This window comes from Sphaerotilus natans (genome assembly GCF_900156335.1).
Lineage (GTDB): Bacteria > Pseudomonadota > Gammaproteobacteria > Burkholderiales > Burkholderiaceae_C > Sphaerotilus > Sphaerotilus natans.
In genome coordinates, this window is record NZ_FTMZ01000006.1 from 66,386 (window position 1) to 89,661 (window position 23,276).

Annotated in this window: 22 protein-coding genes; 16 read left to right on the forward strand and 6 right to left on the reverse strand. The window is 69.5% G+C overall.

Annotated elements, in window-relative coordinates; translation table 11 throughout:
* Positions 1 to 16: 16 nt before the first annotated feature.
* From BW996_RS07505 to fahA, 5 genes are read left to right on the forward strand one after another with little or no spacing between them, the layout of a single operon-like run.
* Positions 17 to 1,663, forward strand: coding sequence for an FAD-dependent oxidoreductase (locus BW996_RS07505; protein ID WP_037482329.1), 1,647 nt, complete (start codon positions 17 to 19; stop codon positions 1,661 to 1,663).
* A gap of 20 nt (positions 1,664 to 1,683) precedes the next feature.
* Entirely contained in the window at positions 1,684 to 1,911 is a 228-nt protein-coding gene (locus BW996_RS07510) for a DUF2783 domain-containing protein (RefSeq protein ID WP_037482330.1), read from the forward strand.
* 14 nt (positions 1,912 to 1,925) lie between these two features.
* Positions 1,926 to 2,915 (forward strand): Bug family tripartite tricarboxylate transporter substrate binding protein, encoded by a 990-nt coding sequence (locus BW996_RS07515; protein ID WP_139330790.1) that lies wholly within the window; start codon positions 1,926 to 1,928, stop codon positions 2,913 to 2,915.
* A gap of 51 nt (positions 2,916 to 2,966) precedes the next feature.
* A complete protein-coding gene (locus BW996_RS07520; RefSeq protein WP_037482384.1) occupies positions 2,967 to 3,524 on the forward strand; it encodes a VOC family protein in 558 nt (185 codons plus the stop codon).
* Positions 3,521 to 4,831 carry a fumarylacetoacetase gene (gene fahA / locus BW996_RS07525; protein ID WP_037482332.1) on the forward strand — a complete coding sequence of 437 codons (1,311 nt, stop codon included), beginning with the start codon at positions 3,521 to 3,523 and terminating at the stop codon, positions 4,829 to 4,831. Before BW996_RS07520 ends, fahA begins: the two co-directional genes overlap by 4 nt.
* Positions 4,832 to 4,835: 4 nt before the next feature.
* Here the strand turns inward: fahA and BW996_RS07530 are convergent, their stop codons facing one another.
* Positions 4,836 to 5,753 carry a LysR family transcriptional regulator gene (locus tag BW996_RS07530; RefSeq protein ID WP_037482335.1) on the reverse strand — a complete coding sequence of 306 codons (918 nt, stop codon included), beginning with the start codon at positions 5,751 to 5,753 and terminating at the stop codon, positions 4,836 to 4,838.
* A 129-nt stretch (positions 5,754 to 5,882) separates the two neighbouring features.
* Here BW996_RS07530 and BW996_RS07535 point away from each other — a divergent pair, with 129 nt between their 5' ends.
* From BW996_RS07535 to BW996_RS07560, 6 genes are all read left to right on the forward strand, one after another.
* Positions 5,883 to 6,827, forward strand: coding sequence for a hydroxymethylglutaryl-CoA lyase (locus BW996_RS07535; RefSeq protein WP_037482386.1), 945 nt, complete (start codon positions 5,883 to 5,885; stop codon positions 6,825 to 6,827).
* 31 nt (positions 6,828 to 6,858) lie between these two features.
* Positions 6,859 to 8,007 (forward strand): CaiB/BaiF CoA transferase family protein, encoded by a 1,149-nt coding sequence (locus BW996_RS07540; protein ID WP_037482338.1) that lies wholly within the window; start codon positions 6,859 to 6,861, stop codon positions 8,005 to 8,007.
* Between the two features lie 36 nt (positions 8,008 to 8,043).
* Complete coding sequence (locus tag BW996_RS07545) at positions 8,044 to 9,042, forward strand: tripartite tricarboxylate transporter substrate binding protein (protein ID WP_037482341.1); 999 nt, start codon at positions 8,044 to 8,046, stop codon at positions 9,040 to 9,042.
* Positions 9,043 to 9,063: 21 nt separating this feature from the next.
* On the forward strand, positions 9,064 to 10,170 hold the full coding sequence (gene hppD, locus BW996_RS07550) for a 4-hydroxyphenylpyruvate dioxygenase (RefSeq protein ID WP_037482343.1): 1,107 nt from the start codon (positions 9,064 to 9,066) through the stop codon (positions 10,168 to 10,170).
* Positions 10,167 to 10,706, forward strand: a complete 540-nt coding sequence (locus BW996_RS07555) for a gamma carbonic anhydrase family protein (protein ID WP_037482345.1) — start codon at positions 10,167 to 10,169, stop codon at positions 10,704 to 10,706. The genes hppD and BW996_RS07555 overlap by 4 nt, the downstream gene beginning before the upstream one ends.
* A 126-nt stretch (positions 10,707 to 10,832) precedes the next feature.
* A complete protein-coding gene (locus BW996_RS07560; protein ID WP_037482347.1) occupies positions 10,833 to 11,825 on the forward strand; it encodes a 2-dehydropantoate 2-reductase in 993 nt (330 codons plus the stop codon).
* Positions 11,826 to 11,941: 116 nt separating this feature from the next.
* Here BW996_RS07560 and BW996_RS07565 read toward each other — a convergent pair whose 3' ends face one another.
* Together BW996_RS07565 and BW996_RS07570 are read right to left on the reverse strand one after the other, a co-directional pair.
* Positions 11,942 to 13,078, reverse strand: coding sequence for a ParB/RepB/Spo0J family partition protein (locus BW996_RS07565; RefSeq protein WP_051631963.1), 1,137 nt, complete (start codon positions 13,076 to 13,078; stop codon positions 11,942 to 11,944).
* A gap of 15 nt (positions 13,079 to 13,093) precedes the next feature.
* Positions 13,094 to 14,311 (reverse strand): ParA family protein, encoded by a 1,218-nt coding sequence (locus BW996_RS07570; RefSeq protein WP_081838128.1) that lies wholly within the window; start codon positions 14,309 to 14,311, stop codon positions 13,094 to 13,096.
* A gap of 559 nt (positions 14,312 to 14,870) precedes the next feature.
* Between BW996_RS07570 and BW996_RS07575 the strand changes: the two genes are divergently transcribed.
* Positions 14,871 to 16,274 (forward strand): replication initiation protein, encoded by a 1,404-nt coding sequence (locus BW996_RS07575; protein WP_037482349.1) that lies wholly within the window; start codon positions 14,871 to 14,873, stop codon positions 16,272 to 16,274.
* Between the two features lie 12 nt (positions 16,275 to 16,286).
* Here BW996_RS07575 and BW996_RS07580 read toward each other — a convergent pair whose 3' ends face one another.
* Genes BW996_RS07580 through BW996_RS07590 form a run of 3 tightly spaced genes read right to left on the reverse strand, consistent with a single transcriptional unit; the run spans position 16,287 to position 19,205 of the window.
* Positions 16,287 to 16,703: a c-type cytochrome gene (locus tag BW996_RS07580; RefSeq protein ID WP_175619097.1), complete on the reverse strand. Its 417-nt coding sequence runs from the start codon at positions 16,701 to 16,703 to the stop codon at positions 16,287 to 16,289.
* A gap of 16 nt (positions 16,704 to 16,719) precedes the next feature.
* Positions 16,720 to 17,292, reverse strand: a complete 573-nt coding sequence (locus tag BW996_RS07585) for a pentapeptide repeat-containing protein (RefSeq protein WP_037482351.1) — start codon at positions 17,290 to 17,292, stop codon at positions 16,720 to 16,722.
* Positions 17,293 to 17,339: 47 nt separating this feature from the next.
* The gene (locus BW996_RS07590) at positions 17,340 to 19,205 is read right to left on the reverse strand and encodes a methanol/ethanol family PQQ-dependent dehydrogenase (protein WP_076458834.1); all 1,866 of its coding nucleotides are present in this window, start codon (positions 19,203 to 19,205) and stop codon (positions 17,340 to 17,342) included.
* Positions 19,206 to 19,434: 229 nt separating this feature from the next.
* Between BW996_RS07590 and BW996_RS07595 the strand changes: the two genes are divergently transcribed.
* From BW996_RS07595 to BW996_RS07610, 4 genes are all read left to right on the forward strand, one after another.
* Positions 19,435 to 20,070, forward strand: a complete 636-nt coding sequence (locus BW996_RS07595; protein WP_051632297.1) for a response regulator — start codon at positions 19,435 to 19,437, stop codon at positions 20,068 to 20,070.
* A gap of 14 nt (positions 20,071 to 20,084) precedes the next feature.
* Complete coding sequence (locus BW996_RS07600) at positions 20,085 to 21,497, forward strand: histidine kinase (RefSeq protein WP_162178010.1); 1,413 nt, start codon at positions 20,085 to 20,087, stop codon at positions 21,495 to 21,497.
* Positions 21,494 to 22,123 carry a response regulator transcription factor gene (locus BW996_RS07605; RefSeq protein WP_037485737.1) on the forward strand — a complete coding sequence of 210 codons (630 nt, stop codon included), beginning with the start codon at positions 21,494 to 21,496 and terminating at the stop codon, positions 22,121 to 22,123. The genes BW996_RS07600 and BW996_RS07605 overlap by 4 nt, the downstream gene beginning before the upstream one ends.
* Before the next feature lie 147 nt (positions 22,124 to 22,270).
* Positions 22,271 to 23,275, forward strand: coding sequence for a PQQ-dependent catabolism-associated beta-propeller protein (locus BW996_RS07610; protein ID WP_037485768.1), 1,005 nt, complete (start codon positions 22,271 to 22,273; stop codon positions 23,273 to 23,275).
* Position 23,276 lies beyond the last annotated feature (1 nt).

Below are 23,276 nucleotides of genomic sequence, written 5' to 3' on the forward strand. Positions count from 1 at the left end.
CGGAGGAGACCCCGACATGCACTCGACCTACAGCTATCCGAAGTTCGACGCGCCGCGCGCGCCCGAACTCGACGCCGCGCCCGGCACCGCCCACCGTCCGGTGGTGGTGGTCGGCGCCGGCCCCGTCGGCCTGAGCGTGGCCATCGACCTGGCGCAGCGCGGCCAGCCGGTGCTGCTGCTCGACGACGACGACACCGTCAGCGTCGGCTCGCGCGGCCTGTGCTACGCCAAGCGCACGCTGGAGATCCTCGACCGGCTCGGCTGCGGCCAGCCGGTGGTGGACAAGGGCGTGACCTGGAACGTCGGCCGCACCTTCCTCGACACCGAGGAGGTGTTCAACTTCGACCTGCTGCCCGAGGCCGGCCACGAACGCCCCGGCATGGTCAACCTGCAGCAGTACTACCTGGAGGAATACCTCGTGGCGCGCGCGCGCGAGCTGCCCGGCCTGGAAATGCGCTTTCGCCACAAGGTGACGCAGGTCGAGCCGCATGGCGCCGGCGCCACGCTGCAGGTCGAGACGCCGCATGGCGCCTTCACGCTGGCCTGCGACTGGCTGGTGGTGTGCGACGGCGCGCGCAGCCCGATCCGCTGCCTGCTCGGCCATGACATCGAGGGCCGCATCTTCCAGGACCGTTTCCTGATCGCCGACGTGGTGATGAAGGCCGACTTCCCCGCCGAGCGCTGGTTCTGGTTCGACCCGCCGTTCCACCGCGGCCAGAGCGTGCTGCTGCACCGCGAGGCCGACAACGTCTGGCGCATCGACTTCCAGCTCGGCTGGGACGCCGACCCGGACGAGGAGCGCAAGCCCGAGCGCGTGATCCCGCGCATCCGCGCGATGCTGGGCGACGAGCGGCCCTTCGAGCTGGAATGGGTCAGCGTCTACACCTTCCAGTGCCGGCGCATGACGAGCTTCCGCCACGGCCGGGTGCTGTTCGCCGGCGATTCGGCGCACCAGGTCAGCCCCTTCGGCGCGCGCGGCGCCAACTCGGGCATCCAGGACGCCGACAACCTGGGCTGGAAGCTCGCCGCCGTGCTGCGCGGCCACGCGCCCGATACGCTGCTCGACAGCTACCACGCCGAGCGCGCCTTCGCTGCCGACGAGAACCTGCTGAACTCGACCCGCTCGACCGACTTCATCACGCCCAAGAGCGCGATGTCCAGGCGCTTCCGAAACGCGGTGCTCGGGCTGGCGCGTGAGCATGCGTTTGCCCGCGCGCTGGTCAACTCGGGCCGGCTGTCGGTGCCGGCCACGCTGGGCAGCTCCGATCTGGTGACGCCGGACCGCCCGGGCGAGGACTTCGAGGGCTGGATGCTGCCGGGCGCGCCGATGGATGACGCGCCGGTGGCGGTGGACGGCCAGCCGACCTGGCTGCTGCGCCAGATCGCGGACGGCGACTTCACGCTGCTGGTCTTCGGCGACGCGCCGGTGGTGCTGCCGGACGATCTGCCGGTGCCGGTCGGCCTGCGCCGGGTGCAGCGCCCGGGCAGCGCCGCCGCGGCCGGCGACCTGATCGACACCGAAGGCCACCTGACTCGCCGCTACGACGGCCGCCCGGGCACGGTCTACCTGCTGCGCCCGGACCAGCATGTGGCCGCGCGCTGGCGCGCCTTCGACCTGGAGGCGCTGCGCGCGGCGCTGCGCCGCAGCCTGGCGCTGCAGTGAAACGCACGGAGAACGACACCATGAGCACGCTGATCACCCGTCCGAACTTCGGCGAACCCGGCCGCCGCGACCGCCACGCCTTCTCGCCCGGCGACGACTTCTACGAGTCGCTGATCGAGACCCACCGCGACCTCGACGACGAGCGCAGCCAGATGCTCAACGCCCGGCTGGTGCTGCTGCTGGCCAACCACATCGGCGACCTGCGCGTGCTGCGCGAGGCGCTGGCCGCCGCCCGCCAGGGCGTCTGAAGAAAGACCTCACCATGAAGATCGACCTGATTCGCCGCACGCTGCTGAGCAGTGCGCTGACCGTTGCTTCGCTGGGCGCGGCGCTGCTGCCCGCCGCCGCGCAGGCCCAGGACAGCAAGCCGCTGGAATGGGTGGTGGGCTACGCCGCCGGCGGCGGCTCCGACGCGGTGGCGCGCACCGTCGCCGAGGCGATGGGCAAGACCCTGGGCCGCAGCATCGTCGTCAGCAACAAGCCAGGCGCGGCCACCAACATCGCCGCGGACTACGTCGCCAAGTCGAAGGACTTCGGCCACATCATGCTGACGGCCGACTTCGCCACGCTGGCGGCCAACCCCTCGCTGTTCGCCAAGCTGCCCTACGACGCCGAGCGCGACTTCGTGCCGGTGGGCCTGCTGGCGCGCTTTCCGATGATCCTGGTGGTCAACCCGGCGCTGCCGGTGCGCAGCTACAAGGACTTCCTCGCCTGGGCGCGCGCCAACCCGGAGGCGCTCAACTACGCCTCGGCCGGTCCGGGCAGCCCGCACCATCTGGCCGGCGAGCTGCTGCGCGAGCGCACCGGGCTGAAGATGCAGCATGTGCCCTACCGGGGCGCCGCACCGGCGGTACAGGACCTGATCGGCGGGCGCGTGCCCTTCGCGCTGATGGACAGCGCGAGCGTGCAGCCGCATCTGCTCTCGGGCAAGCTGCGCGGCATCGGCGTGGCCTCGCCGGCGCGGCTGAAGACGATGGCCGACATTCCGACGCTGGCCGAGCAGGGCCTGGGCGGCTTCGAGGCCTACGCCTGGCAAGGGCTGGTGGTGCCCAGCGGCACGCCGCCGGAGACGGTCGCGCAGCTGCACCGCGCGCTGCAGCAGGCGCTGGACTCGACGATGGTCAAGGCGCGCTTCCAGACCCTGGCGCTGGAGGCGCTGCCCGGCACCCCGAAGCAGATGGCCGACTACGCCCGCGTCGAGCGCGAGCGCTGGGGCCGGCTGATCGCCGCCAACAACATCCGGCTGGACTGAAGCCCGGCCGCCCGAACACGCAAGGAGCAGGACATGAACACCCCCCGCCCGCTGAAGATCGACCGCATCCACCATGTGGCCTACCGCTGCAAGGATGCCAAGCAGACCGTCGAGTGGTACGGCCGCATGCTGAAGATGGACTTCATGCTCGCCATCGCCGAGGACCGCGTGCCCTCGACCAAGGCGCCCGACCCCTACATGCACATCTTCCTGGACGCCGGCAGCGGCAATGTGCTGGCCTTCTTCGAGCTGCCGACGCAGCCCGAGATGGGGCGCGACCCCAACACCCCGGCCTGGGTGCAGCACATCGCCTTCCGCGTCGCCGACCGCGAGACGCTGCTGGCCTACAAGGCGCATCTGGAGGCCGAGGGCGTCGAGGTGCTGGGCGTGACCGACCACGGCGCCTTCCACTCGATCTACATGTTCGACCCCAACGGCCACCGCGTCGAGCTGGCCTGCCCGGACCCCGAGGAGGCCGACATGCTGCGCCGCATGGACGAGGTGAAGTGGAAGATGCTCGAGGACTGGAGCCTGACCAAGCGCGCCCCGAAGCACGCCGCCTTCTTCCACGAGCGCGAGTTCAAGCCCGCCGCGGAGGCCACCCGATGAACGCCACGCCCCTCTGGCTGCAGATCGACGAGACGCACGACCCGGCGCTGCAGAGCTGGGTCGCCTCGGCCAACGATCCGGCCACCGATTTCCCGATCCAGAACCTGCCCTTTGGGCGCTTTCGCGAGCCGCGCGACGGCGACTGGCGCATCGGCGTGGCCATCGGCGACCAGGTGCTGGACCTGCGCCGCGCCCGCCTGATCGACAGCGCCGACATGAACCGGCTGATGCGGCTGGCCCCGGAGCCGCGCCACGCGCTGCGTCTGGCGCTGTCGCGCGGCCTGCGCGAGGGCAGCGCAAGCCAGGCGGCCTGGACCGAGGCGCTGGTGCCGATGAGCCAGGTCGAGCTGGGCCTGCCCTGCCAGGTCGGCGACTACACCGACTTCTACATCGGCATCCACCACGCCACCCGCGTCGGGCGCCTGTTCCGGCCAGACAATCCGCTGCTGCCCAACTACAAGTGGGTGCCGATCGGCTACCACGGCCGCGCCTCCTCGCTGATCCCCAGCGGCCAGGATTTCCGCCGGCCGAACGGCCAGTCGATGCCGCCGGGCGCCACCGAGCCGCGCTTCGGCCCCTGCCAGCGCCTGGACCACGAGCTGGAGCTGGGCGTGCTGATCGGCCGGCCGAACGTGATGGGCGAGCCCATCCCGATCGAGCGCGCCGAGGAGCATGTCTTCGGACTGACGCTGTTCAACGACTGGTCGGCGCGCGACGTGCAGGCCTGGGAATACCAGCCGCTCGGCCCCTTCCTGTCGAAGAACTTCGCCAGCACGCTCTCGCCGTGGGTGGTGACGCTGGAGGCGCTGGCGCCTTTCCGCCAGCCCTTCACCCGGCCCGAGGGCGACCCGGCGCCGCTGCCTTACCTCGACTCGGCGCAGCAGCGCGCCTCGGGCGCGATCGACATCGGCCTGGAGGTGCACCTGCAGACCGCCGCGATGGCCGAGCGCGGCCAGGCGCCGGCGCGCATCGCCCGCTCCAACTTCGCCTCGGCCGCCTACTGGACGATCGCGCAGCTGGTGGCGCACCACACGGTGGGCGGCTGCAACCTGCAGCCGGGCGATCTGTTCGGCACCGGCACGCTCTCCGGCCCCGGCGAGGGGGAGGGCGGCTCGATGCTGGAGCTGACCGAGGGCGGCAAGCGTGCCCTGGAGCTGCCCGGCGGCGAGACCCGCACCTTCCTGCAGGACGGCGACACCGTCATCCTGAAGGCGCGCTGCGAACGCGCGGGGGCCCGCGCCATCGGCTTCGGCGACTGCCGCAGCACCGTCCTGCCGGCGCCCGGCCTGGCCCCGGCCGCAGTTTGAACGTTCAAACTGGCGCTCGGCCCGGTGCGGCCGCCTGCTCGCGCAGGTGGTCGACGAACTGCCGCGCCGCCACCGACAGGCCGCGGTAGGAGCGCATGCACAGCACGAACTGGCGCCGCGCCCAGGCGTCGCTCAGCGGCCGGGTCACCAGCCCGAGCGACTGCACCTGCGTCGTCACCGCCTCGCGCGGCAGCAGCGCGATGCCCAGCCGCGCGGCCACAAGCCGGCAGGCCGCGTCCACGCCCGACACCCGGATGCGCTGGCGCAGCGTGCCGCCGGCCTCCTCGGCATAGCGCTGCATCCGCCGCTCCATCAGCGACGGCGCCACGCAGATCATCTCGTGGCCCAGCGTCTCGGCGAAGGCGATCGGCCCGGTCTCGCGCACCAGCGGATGCGAGGCCTCGGCCACCAGATGCACGCAGTCGCTGCGGTAGGGGTCGCTCTCCAGACCCTTGAGGTCGGCCACATCCCACAGCACGCCGAAGTCGGCCGCGCCCTCGTGCACCCCACGCACGATCTCGGCGCTGATCTTCTCCTCCAGCCCGACCCGCAGCTGCGGATGCCGCGCCAGGAAGTCGCCCAGGTCCTCGGCCAGGAATTCCGCCAGCGCCGACAGGCTGGCCAGCACCTGCACGCTGCCCTGCACGCCCGTGGTGAACTCGCCCAGCTCGGCGTGGGTGCGCTCCATGCGGCCGAGGATGTCGCGCGCCTGGCGCAGCAGCACCTCGCCCGCCGGCGTGGGCTCGAAGCGGCCGCGGCTGCGCATCAGCAGCGGCAGGCCGAGCTGATCCTCCAGCAAGGCCAGCCGCTTGCTGATCGCCGAGGGCACGATGGCCGCGCGCTCGGCGGCGCGCACCATGTTGCCCTCCTCGCAGACGATGGCGAACAGGTGCAGCGAGACCGGATCCAGCAGGCGCTTCATGGTGTCTCTCCGGATTCCGGGCAAACCCGGATAAAAAGTTCCAATTGGGAAATTATCACCTTCCCAAATACCGCCAAAGCACGAACAGGAATTCCATAGCATCGATGCCATTGCTGGAGATCGATGTCCATGAACTTTCCGTCTTCCCTGCCCGCGCGGGCCGTCATCCGAGAGGTCGGCCTGCGCGATGGCCTGCAGAGCATCCGCACCCTGGTGCCGACCGCGCACAAGATCGAATGGGTGCGCGCCGCACACGCCGCCGGCCAGCGCGAGATCGAGGTCGGCTCCTTCGTGCCGCCCAGGCTGCTGCCGCAGCTGGCCGACACCGCCGAGGTGCTGGCCTTCGCCAAGACACTGCCGGGCCTGCGGGCCTCGGTGCTGGTGCCCAATCTGAAGGGCGCCGAGCGGGCGATCGCGCAGGGCGCCGACCTGATGATCCTGCCGCTGTCGGCCAGCCATGCCCACAGCCTGGCCAATCTGCGCAAGACGCCCGACGAGGTGGTGGCCGAACTGGCGCGCATCCGCGCCGCGCGGGATGCCGCCGGCTCGTCCTGCCTGATCGAGGGCGGCGTCGGCACCGCCTTCGGCTGCACGATCCAGGGCGAAGTCAAGCCGGCCGAGGTGCTGCGGCTGATGCAGGCGCTGCTGGACGCCGGCGCCGACCGCGTCAGCCTGGCCGACACCGTCGGCTGGGCCGATCCGGCCGCCGTGGCGCGGCTGTGCGAGCAGGCGCTGCGCCTGGCGGGCGAGCGCTTCTGCTGCGGCCACTTCCACGACACCCGCGGCCTGGCGCTGGCCAATGTGCACGCGGCGCTGCAGCAGGGTGTCGCCCGCTTCGATGCCTCGCTGGCCGGCATCGGCGGCTGCCCGCACGCCCCCGGCGCCAGCGGCAACGCCACCACCGAGGATCTGGCCTTCATGCTGGAGTCGATGGGCATCGACACCGGCCTGGACCTGGAGGCGCTGCTCGCGCTGCGCCGGCAGGTCGCCGGCTGGATCGAGGGCGAGCCCACCCACGGCAGCCTCTGGCGCGCCGGCCTGCCGTCCACCTTCGCCCGCCGCGCCGCGCGCTGACGCCGCCCCCTCCCCCTTTTCACGAGCCGTCATGACCGACACAGCTTCCGCTTCCTCACTGCCGCTGGCCGGCATCCGCGTCATCGAATTCACCCACATGGTGATGGGCCCGACCTGCGGCATGATCCTGGCCGACCTCGGCGCCGAGGTCATCAAGGTCGAGCCGCCCGGCGGGGACAAGACCCGCCGCCTGCCCGGCCTGGGCATGGGCTTCTTCCGCACCTTCAACCGCAACAAGAAAAGTGTGGTGCTGGACGTGCAGACGCCCGCCGGGCTCGAATCGGCGCGTGCGCTGGTGGCCAGCGCCGACGTGGTGCTGGAGAACTTCCGCCCCGGCCTGATGGCGAAGCTGGGCCTGGACTACGCCACGCTCTCGGCCGAGCACCCGGCGCTGATCTACGCCTCGCACAAGGGCTTCCTGCCCGGCCCGTATGAAAAGCGCCTGGCGCTCGACGAGGTGGTGCAGAACATGGCCGGCCTCACCTACATGACCGGCCCCAAGGGCCGCCCGCTGCGCGCGGGCACCTCGGTCAACGACATCATGGGCGGCATGTTCGCCGCCATCGGCGTGCTGGCCGCGCTGCAGGAGCGCGCCCGCACCGGCCGTGGCCAGGAGATCCAGAGCGCGCTGTTCGAGAACTGCTGCCTGCTCGCCGCCCAGCACATGATGCAGTTCCAGATGTCGGGCGAGGTGCCGCCGCCCTTCCCCTCGCGCGTGTCGGCCTGGAGCGTCTACGACACCTTCACGCTGGCGGGCGACGAGCAGCTCTTCATCGGCGCCGTCAGCGACAAGCAGTTCGAGGCGCTGTGCCAGGTGCTCGGCCGCGACGACCTGCGGACTGACCCGCAGATGGCCACCAACGCGCTGCGTGTCGAGCGCCGGCCCGAGCTGGTGCGCACGCTGGGCGAGACGCTGGCCTCGGTGCAGGCCGAGGCGCTGGTGCCCCGGCTGGAGGCCGCCGGCATCCCCTACGCGCCGGTGGTTCGCCCGGATCAGCTGGTCGAGGACCCGCACCTGATCGCCAGCGGCGGCCTGGTCGACATGGTCAACGACGACGACAGCACCAGCCAGGTGGTGCTGCTGCCGCTGCTGCTGGGCGGACGCCGCCCCGGCGTGCGCATGAAGCTGCCGGCCATCGGCGAACACACCCAAGAAGTGCTCGGCAGCCTGCCGCGCTGAGCGCCGACCCCTGCACGACAACACCCGAAGACACGCATGCCCACCCGATTCCTGTCCCGCCGCCGCATCCACCGCCTCGTGCTGGGCGCGACGCTGGCCGCCGGCGCCGCCCTGCTGCCGCCCGGCGCCCAGGCCCAGTCTGCCGCCCCGCTGCGGGTGATCCTGCCGATCGGCCCCGGCGCGGGCGTCGACGTGATCATCCGCTCGGTCCAGGGCGCGCTCAGCCGGGCGCTCGGCGGCCAGCCGGTGATCATCGAGAACCTGCCTGGCGCGGGCGGCATCACCGGCACGCAGGCGCTGGTCAAGGCCGCGCCGGACGGCAACACCATCGCCTTCATCTCGAACAACCACGCGGTCAACCCCAGCGTCTTCCCGAAGCTGCCCTACGACAGCCTGAACGACATCACCCCGATCAGCATCGTCGGCGGCTCGCCCTTCGTGCTGGTGGTCAATCCGGCCAAGGTGCCGGCCAGGACCGCGAAGGAACTGCAGACCTTCCTGAAGGCCAAGCCCGACGCGCTGAACTACGCCTCCTCGGGCAACGGCACCATCATCCATCTGGCCGGCGAGATGTTCGTCGATGCCGCCGGCGTGAAGATCCGCCACATCCCGTACAAGGGCATGGGGCCGATGATCACCGACATCATCGCCGGCCAGGTCGAGATGGGCGTGGGCGCGCTGGGCGCGGTGCAGAACCACCTGCGCAGCGGCGCGCTGCGCGCCATCGGCGTGACGGGCCGGCAGCGTTCGGCCTCGCTGCCGGAGGTGCCCACGCTCGCCGAGCAGGGCTTCCCCGAGGTCGAGGTGTCGGGCTGGTTCGCCGCCATCGCCCCCAAGGGCCTGCCGCCCGCCCAGCTCAAGCGACTGCATGACGCGCTCGCCGTCGCCTTCAACGACCCCGAGGTCAAGGCCGGCTTCGCCAAGCGCGACGACCTGCTGATGCTGACCTCGCCCGAGGCCGCCGCCCAGTTCCTGCGCACCGAGCAGGAGCGCTACGGCCGCCTGGTGCGCAAGGCCGCCATCACCCTCGACTGAAACCCACCGCCAGGAATTTCCATGCCCGACCTCTTTGACAATCCCATGGGCCTCATGGGCTTCGAGTTCGTCGAGTTCGCCTCGCCCGTCGCGGGCGTGCTCGAGCCGCTGTTCGAGCGGATGGGCTTCTCGCTCGTCGCGCGCCACCGCTCGAAGGATGTGGTGCTCTATCGCCAGGGCGACATCAACTTCATCGTCAACCGCGAGCCGCGCAGCCTGGCGGGCTACTTCGCCGCCGAGCACGGGCCCTGCGCCTGCGCGATGGCCTTCCGGGTGAAGGACGCGCACCGGGCCTACGCCCGCGCGCTGGAGCTGGGCGCGCAGCCGGTGGACGTGCCCACCGGCCCGATGGAGCTGCGCCTGCCGGCCATCAAGGGCATCGGCGGCGCGCCGCTCTACCTGATCGACCGCTTCGAGGACGGCAAGAGCATCTACGACATCGACTTCGAGTTCCTGCCCGACTACCAGGCCTTCGAGCATCGCCATCCGGCTGGTCATGGCCTGCGCCTGATCGACCACCTGACGCACAACGTCTACCGCGGCCGCATGGCCTTCTGGGGCGGCTTCTACGAGAAGTTGTTCAACTTCCGCGAGATCCGCTACTTCGACATCCAGGGCGAATACACGGGCCTGACCAGCCGCGCGATGACCGCGCCCGACGGCCTGATCCGCATCCCGCTCAACGAGGACGCGGGGCGCGGCACCGGCCAGGGCGGCCAGATCGAGGAGTTCCTGATGCAGTTCAACGGCGAGGGCATCCAGCACATCGCCCTGCTGACGGACGATCTGGTGGCGACGGTGGACGCGCTGCAGCTGGCCGGCGTGCCGCTGATGACCGCGCCCAACGACGTGTACTACGAGATGCTGGGCGAGCGCCTGCCCGGCCACGGCGTGCCGGTGGCCGACCTGCAGGCACGCGGCATCCTGCTCGACGGCTCGACCGCCGGCGACTCGCCGCGCCTGCTGCTGCAGATCTTCAGCCAGACGCTGCTGGGCCCGGTGTTCTTCGAGTTCATCGAGCGCCGCGCCGACGAGGGCTTCGGCGAGGGCAACTTCAAGGCGCTGTTCGAGTCGCTCGAACGCGACCAGATCCGCCGCGGCGCGCTGGCGGCCGAGGAGCTCGCATGAGCGGCTCCTACCGCCTGAACGGACAGGCGCCCCGGCTGGCCGCCGAGGTCTTCGTCGCGCCCGGTGCGCACCTGGTCGGGCAGGTGGAGATCGGGCAGGCGTCGAGCGTCTGGTTCGGCGCGGTGCTGCGGGGCGACAACGCGCCGATCACGCTGGGCGCGCGCTGCAATGTGCAGGAAGGCGCGGTGCTGCACACCGATCCCGGCTTCGCGCTGCAGATCGGCGACGAGGTCACCATCGGCCACCAGGCCATGCTGCACGGCTGCCGCATCGGCGCGGGCTCGCTGATCGGCATCCAGGCGGTGGTGCTCAACGGCGCCGTCATCGGCGAGGAATGCCTGATCGGCGCCGGTGCGCTGGTGCCCGAGGGGCGCGAGTTCCCGCCGCGCTCGCTGATCCTGGGCACGCCGGCCAAGGTGGTGCGGCCGCTGACCGAGGCGGAAGTCGCCCGTCTGCGCCAGAGCGCGGCGCTCTACGCGGAGAAGGGCCGCCAGTTCGCCACCGGGCTGGAGCCGGAAGATGGACGGCTGGTTTGAACGTTCAAACTTCGCTCGCCAGGAACATCTCCCACCCACCTCGACCGCTGAAACAAATCGCTGGCTTGTGGTGCCGGCGGCCCGGCGCAAGAATGCCCGATCCTGTCCCTGACGATTTCCTTGTCCATGAAGACCTGCATTGTTGGCGCCGGCGCGATCGGCGGATTCCTCGGCGCGCGCCTGGCGGCGTCCGGCGTGCCCACCAGCGCCCTGGCGCGAGGCGCTACGCTGGCGGCCCTGAACGCCCACGGCTGGCGGCTCGACAGCGCCGACGCCAGCCTGCGCACCCAGGCCCCGGTAGCCGCCGCCAGCGACCGCGCCGAGGCGCTCGGCGTCCAGGATCTCGTCATCCTCGCGGTCAAGGCCCAGGCGCTGCCGGCCCTGGCGCCGCAGCTGGCCGCGCTGATCGGCCCCGACACGGTCGTGCTGACGATGATGAACGGCGTGCCCTGGTGGTTCTGCGCAGACCATCCGCAAGTGCCCGGCGGCCGGCTGGAAAGCGTCGATCCGGGCGGGGTGATCGCCGCGGCGCTGCCGGTGGCGCAGGTGCTCGGCGGCGTGGTCCATGCCAGCGCCGCCACCTCCGAGCCCGGCCGGGTGCAGCACCGCATGGGCCGCGGCCTGATCGTCGGCGAGCCCGCCGGCGGCCCGAGCGCGCGCGCCGAGGCGGTGGGCGCGCTGCTGCGCCAGGCCGGCTTCGACACCACCGTGTCGGCCGACCTGCGCCGCGAGCTCTGGTACAAGCTCTGGGGCAACCTGACGATGAACCCGGTCAGCGCCCTCACCGGCGCGACCATCGATCAGGTGCTGGCCGATCCGCTGGTGCGCGAGTTCTGCAGCCGCGCGATGCGCGAGGCCGCGCTGATCGGCGAGCGCATCGGCTGCCCCATCGACCAGGGGCCGGAGGAGCGCCACGCGGTCACCGCAAGGCTGGGGGCTTTCCGCACCTCGATGCTGCAGGACGTGGACGCAGGCCGGCCGATCGAGCTCGATGCCATCGTCGGCGCGGTGCGCGAGATCGGCGGCCATGTGGGCATGGCCACGCCGTCGATCGACGCGCTGCTGGGGCTGGCGCGGCTGTTCGCGCGTCAGCGCGGGCTGTATCCGGCGCAAGGTTGAGCACATGGCTGAGCCTCGTGCTGGGCACGCCTCAATCAGAAACGTCCAGGATTTACCCGGTTAAATCCTGGACACATTCGACTCCCTAGGAAAAACCCGGCAGGGGTGGAACGGTTCTACCCCTTGCGCTGGGCCTTCAGTCTCGTCAGACCGATCGATAGCAGATTCGCCAGATCTACCAAATCCGGCGTGCTTCCTAATCCCGCATCGGTGCCGATGCGGATCTCGATGCCACCGTCTTCCGCCACACGCACCCAGCCCACATCAAGATCATCCAGGCGGACAGGCTGCGTCTTCAGGGGGTGGAACCGTTCCACCCCCTGCCCCAGCCCGCGACTGTCCGAAGCCTTCGATGTCAGCCGCTCGAAGATCTGCCGGGCAGAGAAAGCATCAGGCGATGTTCTCAGCGACTGGGCTATCGATCGCACATGCTCCGGGTCGCTCGCCAGCGCATCGGCCAGGGGTTTGGCCCAGCGAAACTGCAGCTGCAGCGGCGAGGGAAAGGCCTCGATGACGAAGGCCGGCAATGCGGCCAGAGCCAGTGCCTTGCCCAGTGCGCTCAGATCAACGCCGATCGCCTCCGCCAGCTTGCGATTCGACGGGAAAAGCCCGCCGTCCAGCGCCCGGCGATACATCATGCCTTGCTCCCAGGCCGACAGATCCTTGCGCGACCGGTTCTCGCGCTCCATCTCGACGAAGAGCGTCTGGTCATCCAGATTGTCGATGACGGCCAGCACCGGCAGGCACAGCTCCCGGCAAGCCTGCAGACGACGATGGCCGAAGACCACTTCGTAGCGAGCGCCACCGTCGCCCTCCTCCCGACTGACCGGTCTGACCTTGATCGGCTGCACATTGCCGCCCGCATCCTGGATCTCGCTGCGCAGCTTCTGGAAGTCCGTGCCCGACAAGCTGTGGGGGTGCCGGTTGGCATACCGGCTGGGCCGGATCAACCCTGGCTCGATGAGCCGCGCGGCCTTGGCACCGTCCCATTGCTGCAGCTCTTCCAGGGCCTCGTCGAGCCGGCCACGCAGAACATCGGTCTGTCGGGCCCGCTCGCGCAAGGTCTCGTTCTCGCGCAGCAGCTCGGAGCGGGTGTCGTTGGCAAAAGCCATCAAGGCACCCGGCGCAGTCTTCGGCCGGGGCGTGAATGCGGGCAAGGTAGCCGGGCTTGTGTCGGTGCTGTCCGCGTTCGATCCTGGCAGCTTGCTGAAATCGAGGCGTGCCGCCTTGTCGAGCAACTTGCTGTTCTTCATCGCATCAGCTCCTCATCAAGGCTTCATCTGTTCCAGCTGAGCGGCCCAGACCGCGACGATCTGCTGCTCGATGAGTTCGCACATGCGGTCGAAGGCATCACGGGCCCGGGCGAAGGTACGTGCGTTGATCGACCCACGTGGCAGGTCATAGACTGTGCCGAACTCGGCCGAGGCCGTGGCCGCCACCGAGGTCTTCGGAATCTCGATGGGCAGCACCTTCTCGGTGTAAGCCTCCAGCACCCACTGGCGCACCACCGAGCTGGCCGCATCCGAAGGCTCCACCCGCGACAGCAGTACGTCGATGAACTCGAAGGTCTTGTCCTGGCCGCGGCTGCGGATCAACTGATTGCACAGGTCGCTGAACAGATCCCAGAACTGCGCCGACGAAGCGAAGTCCAGCGCGGACGGTGGCAGCGGCATGATCACGCCGTCAGCCGCCATCAGCGCATTGATGGTCACATAGGACAGTGCGGGCGGTGTGTCGATCAGGATGACGTCATAGTCCATGCGTGCCTTGTCGAGACCGCGGTCCAGGCAGCGCCAGAACTCGAAGCCCGGGTCGCGAGTCTGCCGAGCTGGCAGCGCGAATTCAGCGCCAAAGAGCAGGGGAGCCGCACAGACCAGATCGATGCCAGGCCAGTAGCTGCTGCGCACCGCGTAGTCCAGATCCTCCTGCTCGCCGGAGAACAGCAGCATCGCGGTATGCTCATGATCGACTTCCGCATCCGGCAGCACACCGAACAGCGTGGTGGCCGAGCCTTGCGGATCGAGATCGACCACCAGCACCCGGTGTCCTCGCATCGCCAGGCCTTGCGCCAAGGTCACTGTCGAAGTGGTCTTGGCGACGCCGCCCTTGAAGTTGGCCACCGTGATCGTTGTTCCTGCGGCCTCGGCAGGGCGCATGTGGTCCTGTCGAAAATCGCGCACCCAGGTGCGTGCGTCCTCCATCGACCATTCCCGGCGATTGCCAACCATGCTGCCGCCTGGAAGATCACCACGCGTCAGACGGTAGGCAATCCTGCTCTTGTCGACGCCACAGAGCTCGGCCAGCTGTGCCGCGCTCACAGGAGGGGCCTGCTTGATCGAGGCCGGTGGCAGCATTGCGGCCCTGATCTGGCCCATCATCGCTGCGATTCGTGCCGCCTGAGTCTCGATGTCTGCCAGCGACTGTCTCTTGATCGGTGAGCTGTGAATGCGAATGGCGTCTGCAGGAGAGGCGAGCTTGCTGTGCATCTTCCGTGTCCTCGTGTTGTGCATGCGGGATGTCTTCAGGGTCCATGACCAGGTCGTCTCGCAGGGAGATTAATAAAGATTCAATCTCTTCAAGAGATTAAGCCGGATTCATGATGGAAAAAGTCTTTTTCAATCAATGACTTGCTGATGCCGTTCGACGGCATGTGTCCAGGATCTTCCCGGATTTGTCCAGGATCTTCCCGTTTCCGTCCAGCTTTTTCCCGGGAAGTGTCCGGAAATCAACCGGATCGATCCTGATCGGATCCGATCGGGACGGACGCAAGCACCCTGTCTTTCGAATCGTGATCCGCGTCATGTGTCCGTACTTTACCCGCTCCGCTGCAGGCTATCCGGCATCCGACTGTCCAGTCTTTACCCGTATGCAGGATCAGCGCTGTCGCGACGGCATGGCCTCGACTGTCCAGTTTCTACCCGGATGATCTGATGTGGCTGGAGACCAGGAAACCGGGGCGGTGAAGGCGGTCGACGCGCCGCAGGCGTGGGTTTGTGTCCAAAGGGCTGCGGACATATGATGTCTGTCCCTCCGCCCCCGCACTCCATGAACCCGCTCGATCCCCGGGATCCGGCCGAAGGCCCGGAACTTCGCAAGCCGCACGAGATGATCGTGATGATCCCGCGATCGAAGCGGGTCACGCTCACCGGCCGTCGCCTGTACAACGCGATGCTGCAGGTGGCGCAGGCCCGGCTGGCGGCGATGGACGCGATGCCGCAGGCCGATTTCATGTTCGAGGCGCCGCTGCCGGCGCTGCTGCGCACCACCGGCTCCAGTGGCGAGGACCGCACCGCAGCCAAGCGCTATCTGCGCGAGATGCGCGGCCTGGAGGTCGACTGGGAGTCGACCGCGCCGGGCGACGGCGTGAAGTGGCGCGGCTTCTCGATGCTGTCGGAGGTGGCGATCGAGGTCAGGAATGGCGAGAACTGGGTGTCCTGGTCCTATCCCCCCTCGATCATGACGGTGCTGCGCGAGCCGCAGCGCTGGGCCTCGATCGATCTGGATGTGCTGGCGCGGCTGGGCACCTACACCGCGGTGGCGCTGTACGAGATCTGCGCGCGCTACCGCGACAACCCGTCTGGGCTGACCAGCCGCAAGCCGGCGGCCTGGTGGTCGGATGCGCTCAACCAGGCGCCGGGTGGCGCCGACCGGCGCGAGTGGCGCAAGTTCAAGTCCGAGCGGGTACGTCCGGCCATCGAAGAGATCAACCGCGAGACCGATCTCGAGGTCGAGCTGATCGAGCACAAGCAGGGCAGGGCGGTGGTGGAGGTGCAGTTCGCGGTGCGGCGGCGCCTGGCGGCATCGCGAACCGGCGCGGGCCTGCCCGAGCCGGTCGATGCGAATCTGGTGCTGCGGGCCGAGTCCCTGGGCATTCGCGAGATCAAGCTTGAAGGCCTGCTGACCGAGTTCAGCGACGAGCGCGTGCGCCAGCAGCTCGAGGTGCTGGAGCGGCGAGTGGCCAACAACCGGCTCTCGCCGCTGGACAACGCCTATTCCTATCTGCGCACGCTGCTGCGCACCGAGACGGTCGCCGCCACCGGCACATCAGCCCAGCCCGCGCAGCCGCTGCCTGCATCGCCCCCCCGGGTGGCCGAGCTGGTGCGGCCGGCTGGCGAGCGCGACATGCCGCCAGCGGCCGGGAGCGCACCGACGGCCGGTCGAGTCGAGATCGATCCCGAGGTCCAGGCACGATGGCTGAACGCTCGCATCGCCGAGGTCCGTCAGGAGCTGGTGATGCTCGCGCCCGAGGAGCGCAAGGTCTGGGTCGACCGGGCGATCCAGGAGCTCTCCGCCAAGGGCTCGCTGAGCGCGATCATCGTGCGCCGGGCCTCCCAGGGCGATGTGCTGCACGGCCTGCTCGGCTCGGTGGTGGTGCGGCTGTATGCCAGCGCGACGCACGGCGAGAACTGGAATCAGCCGCCGGCGTCGCTGCTGCTGCCCTTGCCTTGAGGCGGGCTGGGTTCAGCGCGCGGGGGTGGGGCGGGGCCGGCTTTCGATGAAGTTGCGGATCGACCAGATCTCGTCCGGACTCAGCCGGCCTTCCCAGGGCGGCATGTGCACGACACCGGCGCGGACCTTGCCCTCGTTGACCGAACGCAGGTAGTAGCGGTCGACATCGTCGCGGCAGTGGGTCTGCAGCGCGGGATCCTTCAGCCGACGGCAGAAGCTGTCAAGCCGGCGCAGGTCAGGCGCTTCGGCGATCGGGTTGACCGCCTCCTCGCCGTGGCATTCCGCGCAGTGCTGGCGGTAGCTTTGTCGCCCGGCCTCGATCACCCGGCTGTCTCCGCGCAGCAGGTTGACGCCGGGCGCCGGCTGCTCCTGGCCCAGCGCGCTGCCGAACGCGACCAGCAGCAGCCCCAGCGTCAGGCTCATGGGCATGAGGTGTCGCGGCATCTCACCAGCCCTCCGGGCAGCCCCGGCAGCCCTGCAGATGGGCGTCGGGAAAGATGGCGAAGCGCAGAACCGCGCCGTCCAGGTCCGCATCCTGCAGATTGCTGCCGACGAACTTGGTCTCCTGAAGATCGGCTCCGACCAGCTTCGCGCCGACCAGCCAGGTGAAGTTCATCCGCGCGGCCTCGAGGTTGACGGCCGAAAGGTCGGCACCGCTCATGTCGGCACGGAAGACGCGCCCCATTTCCAGGTTCGCGGCCACCAGCGTGGCACCGCGGAAAGAGGCCCCGGGCGCATTCAGCGCGTAGGCCTGCACGCCGGTGAGGTCGGCACCGTCGAGCTTGGCTCCGGCCAGATTGGCGCTGCGCAGCTTGGCACGGGCGAGCTTCGCGCCACTGAAGTTCACGCCACGCAGGTCCTTGCCCACCAGGTCGGCATGGCGCAGGTCCGCGCCGGGACAGTGCGCATAGGGCCAGAGGTGGCAGCCGTTGATGACGGTGACCACCGGCTCGGCCGACGGCTGTGACCGGGCCGGCGCGGGTGCCAGCCCGGCGCCGACCGCCAGCGTCACCGCCATCGGCAGCAGGGCGAGTCGACCCCGCGACCGCCGCAGCGACGCGGGCCTCACTTGGCGGCCACCTTCTGCGCCGCGCGCGGCAGCTTGAAGACCCAGTAGCTGCCGCCCTGGGTGACCTGGCGGGTCAGCTCGGCCATGTCGCCGCCCCACAGCGGCACCGCGCCGCCATAGCCCGAGGACAGGCCGATGTACTGCTCGCCGTCCTGCTCCCAGGTGATCGGCACCGAGACCACGCCCGAGCCGGTCTGGAACTTCCACAGCTCCTTGCCCGTCTTCGCGTCGAGGATCTTGATGTAGCCGTCCGACGTGCCGGTCACCAGCAGGCCGCCGGCGGTGGTCATCGTGCCGGCCCACAGCGGGAACTTCTCCTTGTGCTCCCAGGCGATCTTGCCGGTGACCGGATTGATCGCGCGCAGCGTGCCGACATGGTCGTCATACAGGCGCTTGATGCGGAAGCCCTGGCCGAGGTAGGCCGAGCCGGCCTTGTAGGTCAGGTTCTCGGTCCAGTAGTCCATCGCCCAGTGGTTGCCGGGAATGTAGAACAGGCCGGTGTCGGGCGAGTAGGACATCGGCATCCAGTTCGTGCCGCCCAGGAAGGGCGGCGAGACGAACACCGCCTTGCCCTTGTCGCCACCGGCGGTCGGCAGCGGCGGGCGCTGGCCGGCGACCTCGTTGGGTCGGCCGGTCTTCAGGTCGATGCCGGTGGCCCAGGTGATGCCGTCGACGAAGGGCCAGGCACCGATCAGCGCGGTCGGCTTGTTCGGGTAGCCGGCGCCGGTGGCCAGCTTCTCGCGGTCGGTGACATAGAAGAAGCCGTTGCGATCCGCGTGTGCGCTGGCCTTGACCTGCCGGCCGGTCTTCGGATCCTTGTAGTCGAACAGCACCACCGAGTTGTTGCCGGAGAAGTCCCAGGCGTCGTTCGGCGTGTGCTGGTAGAAGCCCTTGAGCTCGCCGGTGGTGGCGTCCACATAGGCTTGGCCGGAGGTGAACAGGCTGTCCCAGTTCTTCGGGTCGTCCCCTTCCTTCGTGCGCTTCCAGGTGTTCCACGGCGCGGGGTTGCCGGCACCGATGACGATGGTGTTGGTCTCCGGGTCGAATGCGGCCGACTGCCACGGCGCACCGCCGCCGTGGTGCCAGGCCTCGACCAGGTTGCCGTCCTTGTCGCGCGGCCAGCTCGGCGCCTTGGCGTCACCCGTGGTCGTGCTGTCCTTGCCGTTCAGGCGGCCGGTGTGGCCTTCGACGAACGGACGGGCCCAGACTTCCTCGCCGGTGTCGGGATCGCGGGCGTACAGGTAGCCGACCACGCCGAACTCGTCGCCCGACGAGCCGTGGATCAGCAGCACGCGCCCGTTCTTCTCCTTGACGATGTTGGGAGCGCCCGTCATCGTGTAGCCGACCTTGTGGTCGGCGAACTTCTCGTTCCAGACCACCTTGCCGGTCGCGCGGTCGAGCGCGATCATGCGTGCGTCCAGCGTGCCGAAGAAGACCTTGTCGCCATAGATGGCCGCGCCGCGGTTGACCACGTCGCAGCAGGGGCGGATGTCGTCGGGCAGACGGTGCTCGTACATCCAGAGCTGCTTGCCGGTCTTCGCATCCAGCGCGTGGAAGCGCGAATAGGAGCTGGTGACGTAGATCACGCCGTCATGCACCAGGGCCTGCGCTTCCTGGCCGCGCTGCTTCTCGCCGCCGAAGGAGAAGCTCCAGGCCGGCACCAGCTGGTCGACGTTGCGGGCGTTGATCTGCTTGAGCGGGCTGTGACGCTGCGTCTTCAGGCCCAGACCGTAGTTCAGCACGTCCTGGCCGGTCTTGTCGTCGTTGGCGATGTCGTTCCAGCTGACCGGCTTGACGGCAGCCGCAGGCAGGCTGGCCAGGCCGAGCATCAGCGCGGCGCTGGCAGCGGCCACGGCGTTCATGGCGGGAAAACGGGTCATGTTGTCTCTCCTCGTTGTCGGACCGGGCCAGTCTAGGAAGTGAGGAGCCTGCTTCCCCGGGAGCGCTTCCCGAGGCGGCCGGGAGATCTTCCCGAGGACGGTCGGCACCGAAGGCATGTGAATTGCTTGATTGACGATGACGGCATCAAGGCGGCACGAAGAGGTCGGATGCCAAACGAAGAAATCCGAAGAAACCCGAAGGAGACAAGCGATGATCCGAATCCTGCTGCTCGACGACCATGCGGTCGTGCGCGCTGGCTACCGCCAGCTGATCGATGCCGAGCCGGACATGCAGGTGCTGGCCGAGGCGGCCACCTCGCCCCAGGCCTGCGAGCTGCTCTCCCGCACCGGGGTGGATCTGGCGGTGGTCGACCTGAGCCTGCGCGGTGACAGCGGCATCGAGGCGATCCGTCGGCTGCGCGAGCGTCGGCGCGCCCTGCGGGTGCTGGTGTGCAGCATGCATGCGCATGAGGGCTACATCACCCAGGCGCTGCGGGCCGGTGCGTCGGGCTATCTGACCAAGGACAGCGAGCCCGAGGAGATGCTGCAGGCGATCCGCCGGGTGATGGCGGGCCGCACGGTGCTGCCCCCCGGCCTGGCGACGCTTTTGCCTTTGCCGGACGACGACCTGCCGACCCGGCGTCAGCTCGAGCAGCTCACCCCGCGCGAGTTCGAGATCCTGCGGCTGATGTCCGAGGGCCTGCTGATCGATCAGGTCGCCTCGGCGCTGCGCATCAGCGAGAAGACGGTCCACAACACCATGTCGCTGGTGCGCCAGAAGCTCGAGGAGCGCAGCGACTTTCGCCTCTGCCGTCTCGTTCTGGAGCAGGGTGTGGTGCGGCTGTGAGCACGTCCGGAGCCTTGCCGGAGCTGTCTCGGCTGGTGATGCGGCGTGCCGCGAAGGTCGGTCTGGTGGCGGTGCTGCTGGCCCTGCTGGTGGGGCTGCTGCGCATCGACGAGGCGATCGAGGAGGAAGTCGACGCGGCCATGCAGCTCGCCGAGATGAGCGCCCGCCTGGCCCGCCTCGAGCCGCTCGACGACGCCGGCGTGCTGGCTGCGCTGCGCGCCCAGCAGCAGGGCGGCCTGCGCCATCTGACGCTGACGATCCGCGACGAGTCCGGCCGTGCGCTGCTGGCCCCGGATCCGCCAGCCGCGCCCGAGGGGCCGCTTGACCTGCTGGCCGATCTGCACCGACGCTGGAGCGAGGAGGCGCCGGTGCGCAGCGTCAGCTGGACCCTGCCGCGACCGGATGGCCGCCTCTGGATGCTGACCCTGCAGGCCTCGCCCGAGGGCGAGCGCCGCGAGGCGCTGGCCGACATCGGCGGGGTGTTCCTGGTGCTGCTGGGCTGCATCGCCGGACTGCTGCTGGTGATGCGGCGCAATGTGCGCCGCTCGCTGGCGCCGCTGGACGATCTGCTGGCGGCGATCGATGGCATCGAGCATGGCCGGCTCGCGCCGGTGCGGGCGCTGACGGCGATGCCGACCCGCGAGCTCGACCAGATCGCCGCGGCGCTGCGTCAGCTCGCCGGTGCGCTCGACGAGGCGGAGTCGCGTCGCCGGCTGCTGAGCCAGAAGATGCAGACGCTGCAGGAAGACGAGCGTGCCCGCCTGGCGCGCGAACTGCACGACGAGTTCGGCCAGCATCTGACTGCGCTGCGCTTCGATGCCGCCTGGCTGGCGCGCCAGCTCGCCGACCAGCCCCGGCTGCTCGAGGTGGTGCAGGGCATCTCGCGCCACTGCGGCGAGGTGCAGCGCGACATTCGCGATCTGCTGGTGCAGCTGCGCCCGCTCGGCCCGGTGATGGACGGCCGTGAGGAGCGGGTGGCACCACAGCGCCTGCAGGAGCTGCTCGAGGCGCTGGTGCGTGGCTGGCAGGTGCTGCATGACGGCCGCGAGGGTCGGCCGGCACGGGATTTCCGCCTGGCCCTGCACATCGACGCGGCCGCGCCGGCGCTGCCGCGCGAGCTTGCGCTGGCGGTGTACCGGCTCAGCCAGGAGGCGCTGACCAATGCCGCCCGCCATGCCCAGGCGACGCGGGTGGCCTTGACGGTCGACATCGACGCGCAGGCGGTGTGCTGGTCGGTCGAGGATGACGGTGTCGGCCTGGGTGATCCGGCCGCGGCGATGCAGCGCGGCAACGGGCTGGGCGGCATGCAGGAGCGCGTCTGGGCGCTCGGTGGACAATGGCGGCTCGCGTCGGACGGCGGCACCTCGGGGCTGCTGCTGCAGGCGCGTCTTCCCCTGTTCCGTGCCGACGCCGATCCGCCCTCATGATCTCTTCCCGCCTGCATCTCGCGATCGCCGATGACCATGCCGTCGTCCGTCTGGGCTACCGGCGCCTGCTCGAGGGCGAGCCCGATCTCGAGGTGGTGGCCGAATACGCCGATGCCGACCAGGCCTGGGCCGACCTGGCGCTGCGCCACCCCGGCGAGGTCGACCTGCTGATTCTCGATCTGTCGATGCCCGGGCGCAGCGGCCTGGACCTGCTGCGCCAGCTCGCCGAGTCCTGTCGCTGGCTGAAGGTGCTGGTGTTCACGATGCATGACACGCCGGCGCTGCGTCAGCAGTGCCTGCGTGCGGGCGCGGCCGGCTTCCTGGGCAAGTCCAGCGATCCGGAGGCGCTGGTCGAGGCGGTGCGTCGCATCGCCCGCGGTCTGCCGCCGCCGGGCCAGCCCGAGCGGCCTGCGCCTTGCGGCCTGCCGCATGAGCAGCTGACGCCGCGCGAGCACGAGATGCTGCTGCTGATGCTGTCCGGCCATCCGCTCGAACGCATCGCGCGCGAGATGAATGTCAGCGACAAGACGGTTTCCAACTATCAGACGCTGATCCGCCAGAAGCTCGGCGTGGCCAGCGCGCTGGAGCTGATCCGCTACGGCCAGCAGCACGGCCTGATGCCCTGAGGGGGGCTGGACGCCTGGTGCTGGAGCACTGCTTCAGTTTGGAGCAGTCCGATCGGTGCCTTCCCTGTGTCGGGAATTTTTCCCTGTCCGCCATGCCGGCGCAGGCCTAACTTGTCGGGCATGTTCCACCCGAACGAGATGCTCGCGATGATTCAGCCGATCCGATTTTCCTCTTCCCGCCCGTTGGCCTTGAAGTCGCTGGGCTCTGCCCTGCTGCTGGCCACGCTGGCTGCGTTGCCTGCGCAGGCCCAGACGGCCTTCATTTCGAGCGAGAAGGACCACAAGCTGACGGTGCTGGACCTGAAGACGCAGGCGGTGACGGGCACGATCGCCACGTGCAAGCGGCCGCGCCACATGGTGCTGACCGACGGGGGCCGGCAGCTGCTGGTGGCGTGCGGGGACTCGGGCCAGGCCGATCTGATCGATCTGGCGACGCGCAAGTCGGTGAAGAAGATCGGGCTGGGGGATGACCCGGAGATCTTCGACCTGACGCCGGATGGCAAGACGCTGTATGTGTCGAACGAGGAAGACGGCGTGGTCGGGGTGATCGACGTGGTCAGCGGCAAGCGCAGCGCCGAGATCAAGGTGGGCGAGGAGCCGGAGGGCGTGCTGGTGAGCCGGGATGGGCGGACGGTGTACGTGACCTCGGAGGTGGCGAGCCTGGTGCATGTGATCGACGCGGCCAGTGGCAAGGTGACGAAGAACATCAAGGTGGGCAAGCGGCCGAGGCGCTTTGCGCTGACGCCGGACGGCAGCCAGCTGTGGGTGACGAACGAGCTGGGGGCAAGCGTGACGGTGATCGGGACGAAGGATCACGAGGTTGTGGACACGATCCGGTTCGAGGTGAAGGGCGCCCGCGCGGCGGACATCACGCCGGTGGGCATTGCCATGAGCGCGGACGGCAAGCGGGCGTTCGTGGGGCTGGGCAAGGCCAACCATGTGGCCTTCGTGGACGTGGGGAGCCGCAAGGTGACGGACCTGGTGCTGGCGGGCAAGCGGGCGTGGGGTCTGGGGCTGAACAAGGCGCAGGACCGGCTGCTGGTGGCCAACGGGCTGTCGGATGACCTGACGATCATCGACGTGGGCGCGGCCAAGGCGCTGAAGACGGTGGCGGTCGGGCGTGTGCCGCACAGCGTCGTCGTCGTGGAGTGAC

What these genes read in the sequence shown, in the direction of transcription:
- BW996_RS07545 (WP_037482341.1), top strand. Translation starts at nt 8,044, where the DNA reads ATGCCCACCCGATTCCTGTCCCGCCGCCGCATCCACCGCCTCGTGCTG.
- BW996_RS07530 (WP_037482335.1), bottom strand. Translation starts at nt 5,753, where the DNA reads ATGAAGCGCCTGCTGGATCCGGTCTCGCTGCACCTGTTCGCCATCGTC.
- BW996_RS07560 (WP_037482347.1), top strand. Translation starts at nt 10,833, where the DNA reads ATGAAGACCTGCATTGTTGGCGCCGGCGCGATCGGCGGATTCCTCGGC.
- hppD (WP_037482343.1), top strand. Translation starts at nt 9,064, where the DNA reads ATGCCCGACCTCTTTGACAATCCCATGGGCCTCATGGGCTTCGAGTTC.
- BW996_RS07610 (WP_037485768.1), top strand. Translation starts at nt 22,271, where the DNA reads ATGATTCAGCCGATCCGATTTTCCTCTTCCCGCCCGTTGGCCTTGAAG.
- BW996_RS07590 (WP_076458834.1), bottom strand. Translation starts at nt 19,205, where the DNA reads ATGAACGCCGTGGCCGCTGCCAGCGCCGCGCTGATGCTCGGCCTGGCC.
- BW996_RS07605 (WP_037485737.1), top strand. Translation starts at nt 21,494, where the DNA reads ATGATCTCTTCCCGCCTGCATCTCGCGATCGCCGATGACCATGCCGTC.
- BW996_RS07505 (WP_037482329.1), top strand. Translation starts at nt 17, where the DNA reads ATGCACTCGACCTACAGCTATCCGAAGTTCGACGCGCCGCGCGCGCCC.
- fahA (WP_037482332.1), top strand. Translation starts at nt 3,521, where the DNA reads ATGAACGCCACGCCCCTCTGGCTGCAGATCGACGAGACGCACGACCCG.
- BW996_RS07510 (WP_037482330.1), top strand. Translation starts at nt 1,684, where the DNA reads ATGAGCACGCTGATCACCCGTCCGAACTTCGGCGAACCCGGCCGCCGC.
- BW996_RS07555 (WP_037482345.1), top strand. Translation starts at nt 10,167, where the DNA reads ATGAGCGGCTCCTACCGCCTGAACGGACAGGCGCCCCGGCTGGCCGCC.
- BW996_RS07580 (WP_175619097.1), bottom strand. Translation starts at nt 16,703, where the DNA reads ATGCCCATGAGCCTGACGCTGGGGCTGCTGCTGGTCGCGTTCGGCAGC.
- BW996_RS07585 (WP_037482351.1), bottom strand. Translation starts at nt 17,292, where the DNA reads ATGGCGGTGACGCTGGCGGTCGGCGCCGGGCTGGCACCCGCGCCGGCC.
- BW996_RS07540 (WP_037482338.1), top strand. Translation starts at nt 6,859, where the DNA reads ATGACCGACACAGCTTCCGCTTCCTCACTGCCGCTGGCCGGCATCCGC.
- BW996_RS07575 (WP_037482349.1), top strand. Translation starts at nt 14,871, where the DNA reads ATGAACCCGCTCGATCCCCGGGATCCGGCCGAAGGCCCGGAACTTCGC.
- BW996_RS07535 (WP_037482386.1), top strand. Translation starts at nt 5,883, where the DNA reads ATGAACTTTCCGTCTTCCCTGCCCGCGCGGGCCGTCATCCGAGAGGTC.
- BW996_RS07595 (WP_051632297.1), top strand. Translation starts at nt 19,435, where the DNA reads ATGATCCGAATCCTGCTGCTCGACGACCATGCGGTCGTGCGCGCTGGC.
- BW996_RS07570 (WP_081838128.1), bottom strand. Translation starts at nt 14,311, where the DNA reads ATGCACAGCAAGCTCGCCTCTCCTGCAGACGCCATTCGCATTCACAGC.
- BW996_RS07565 (WP_051631963.1), bottom strand. Translation starts at nt 13,078, where the DNA reads ATGAAGAACAGCAAGTTGCTCGACAAGGCGGCACGCCTCGATTTCAGC.
- BW996_RS07515 (WP_139330790.1), top strand. Translation starts at nt 1,926, where the DNA reads ATGAAGATCGACCTGATTCGCCGCACGCTGCTGAGCAGTGCGCTGACC.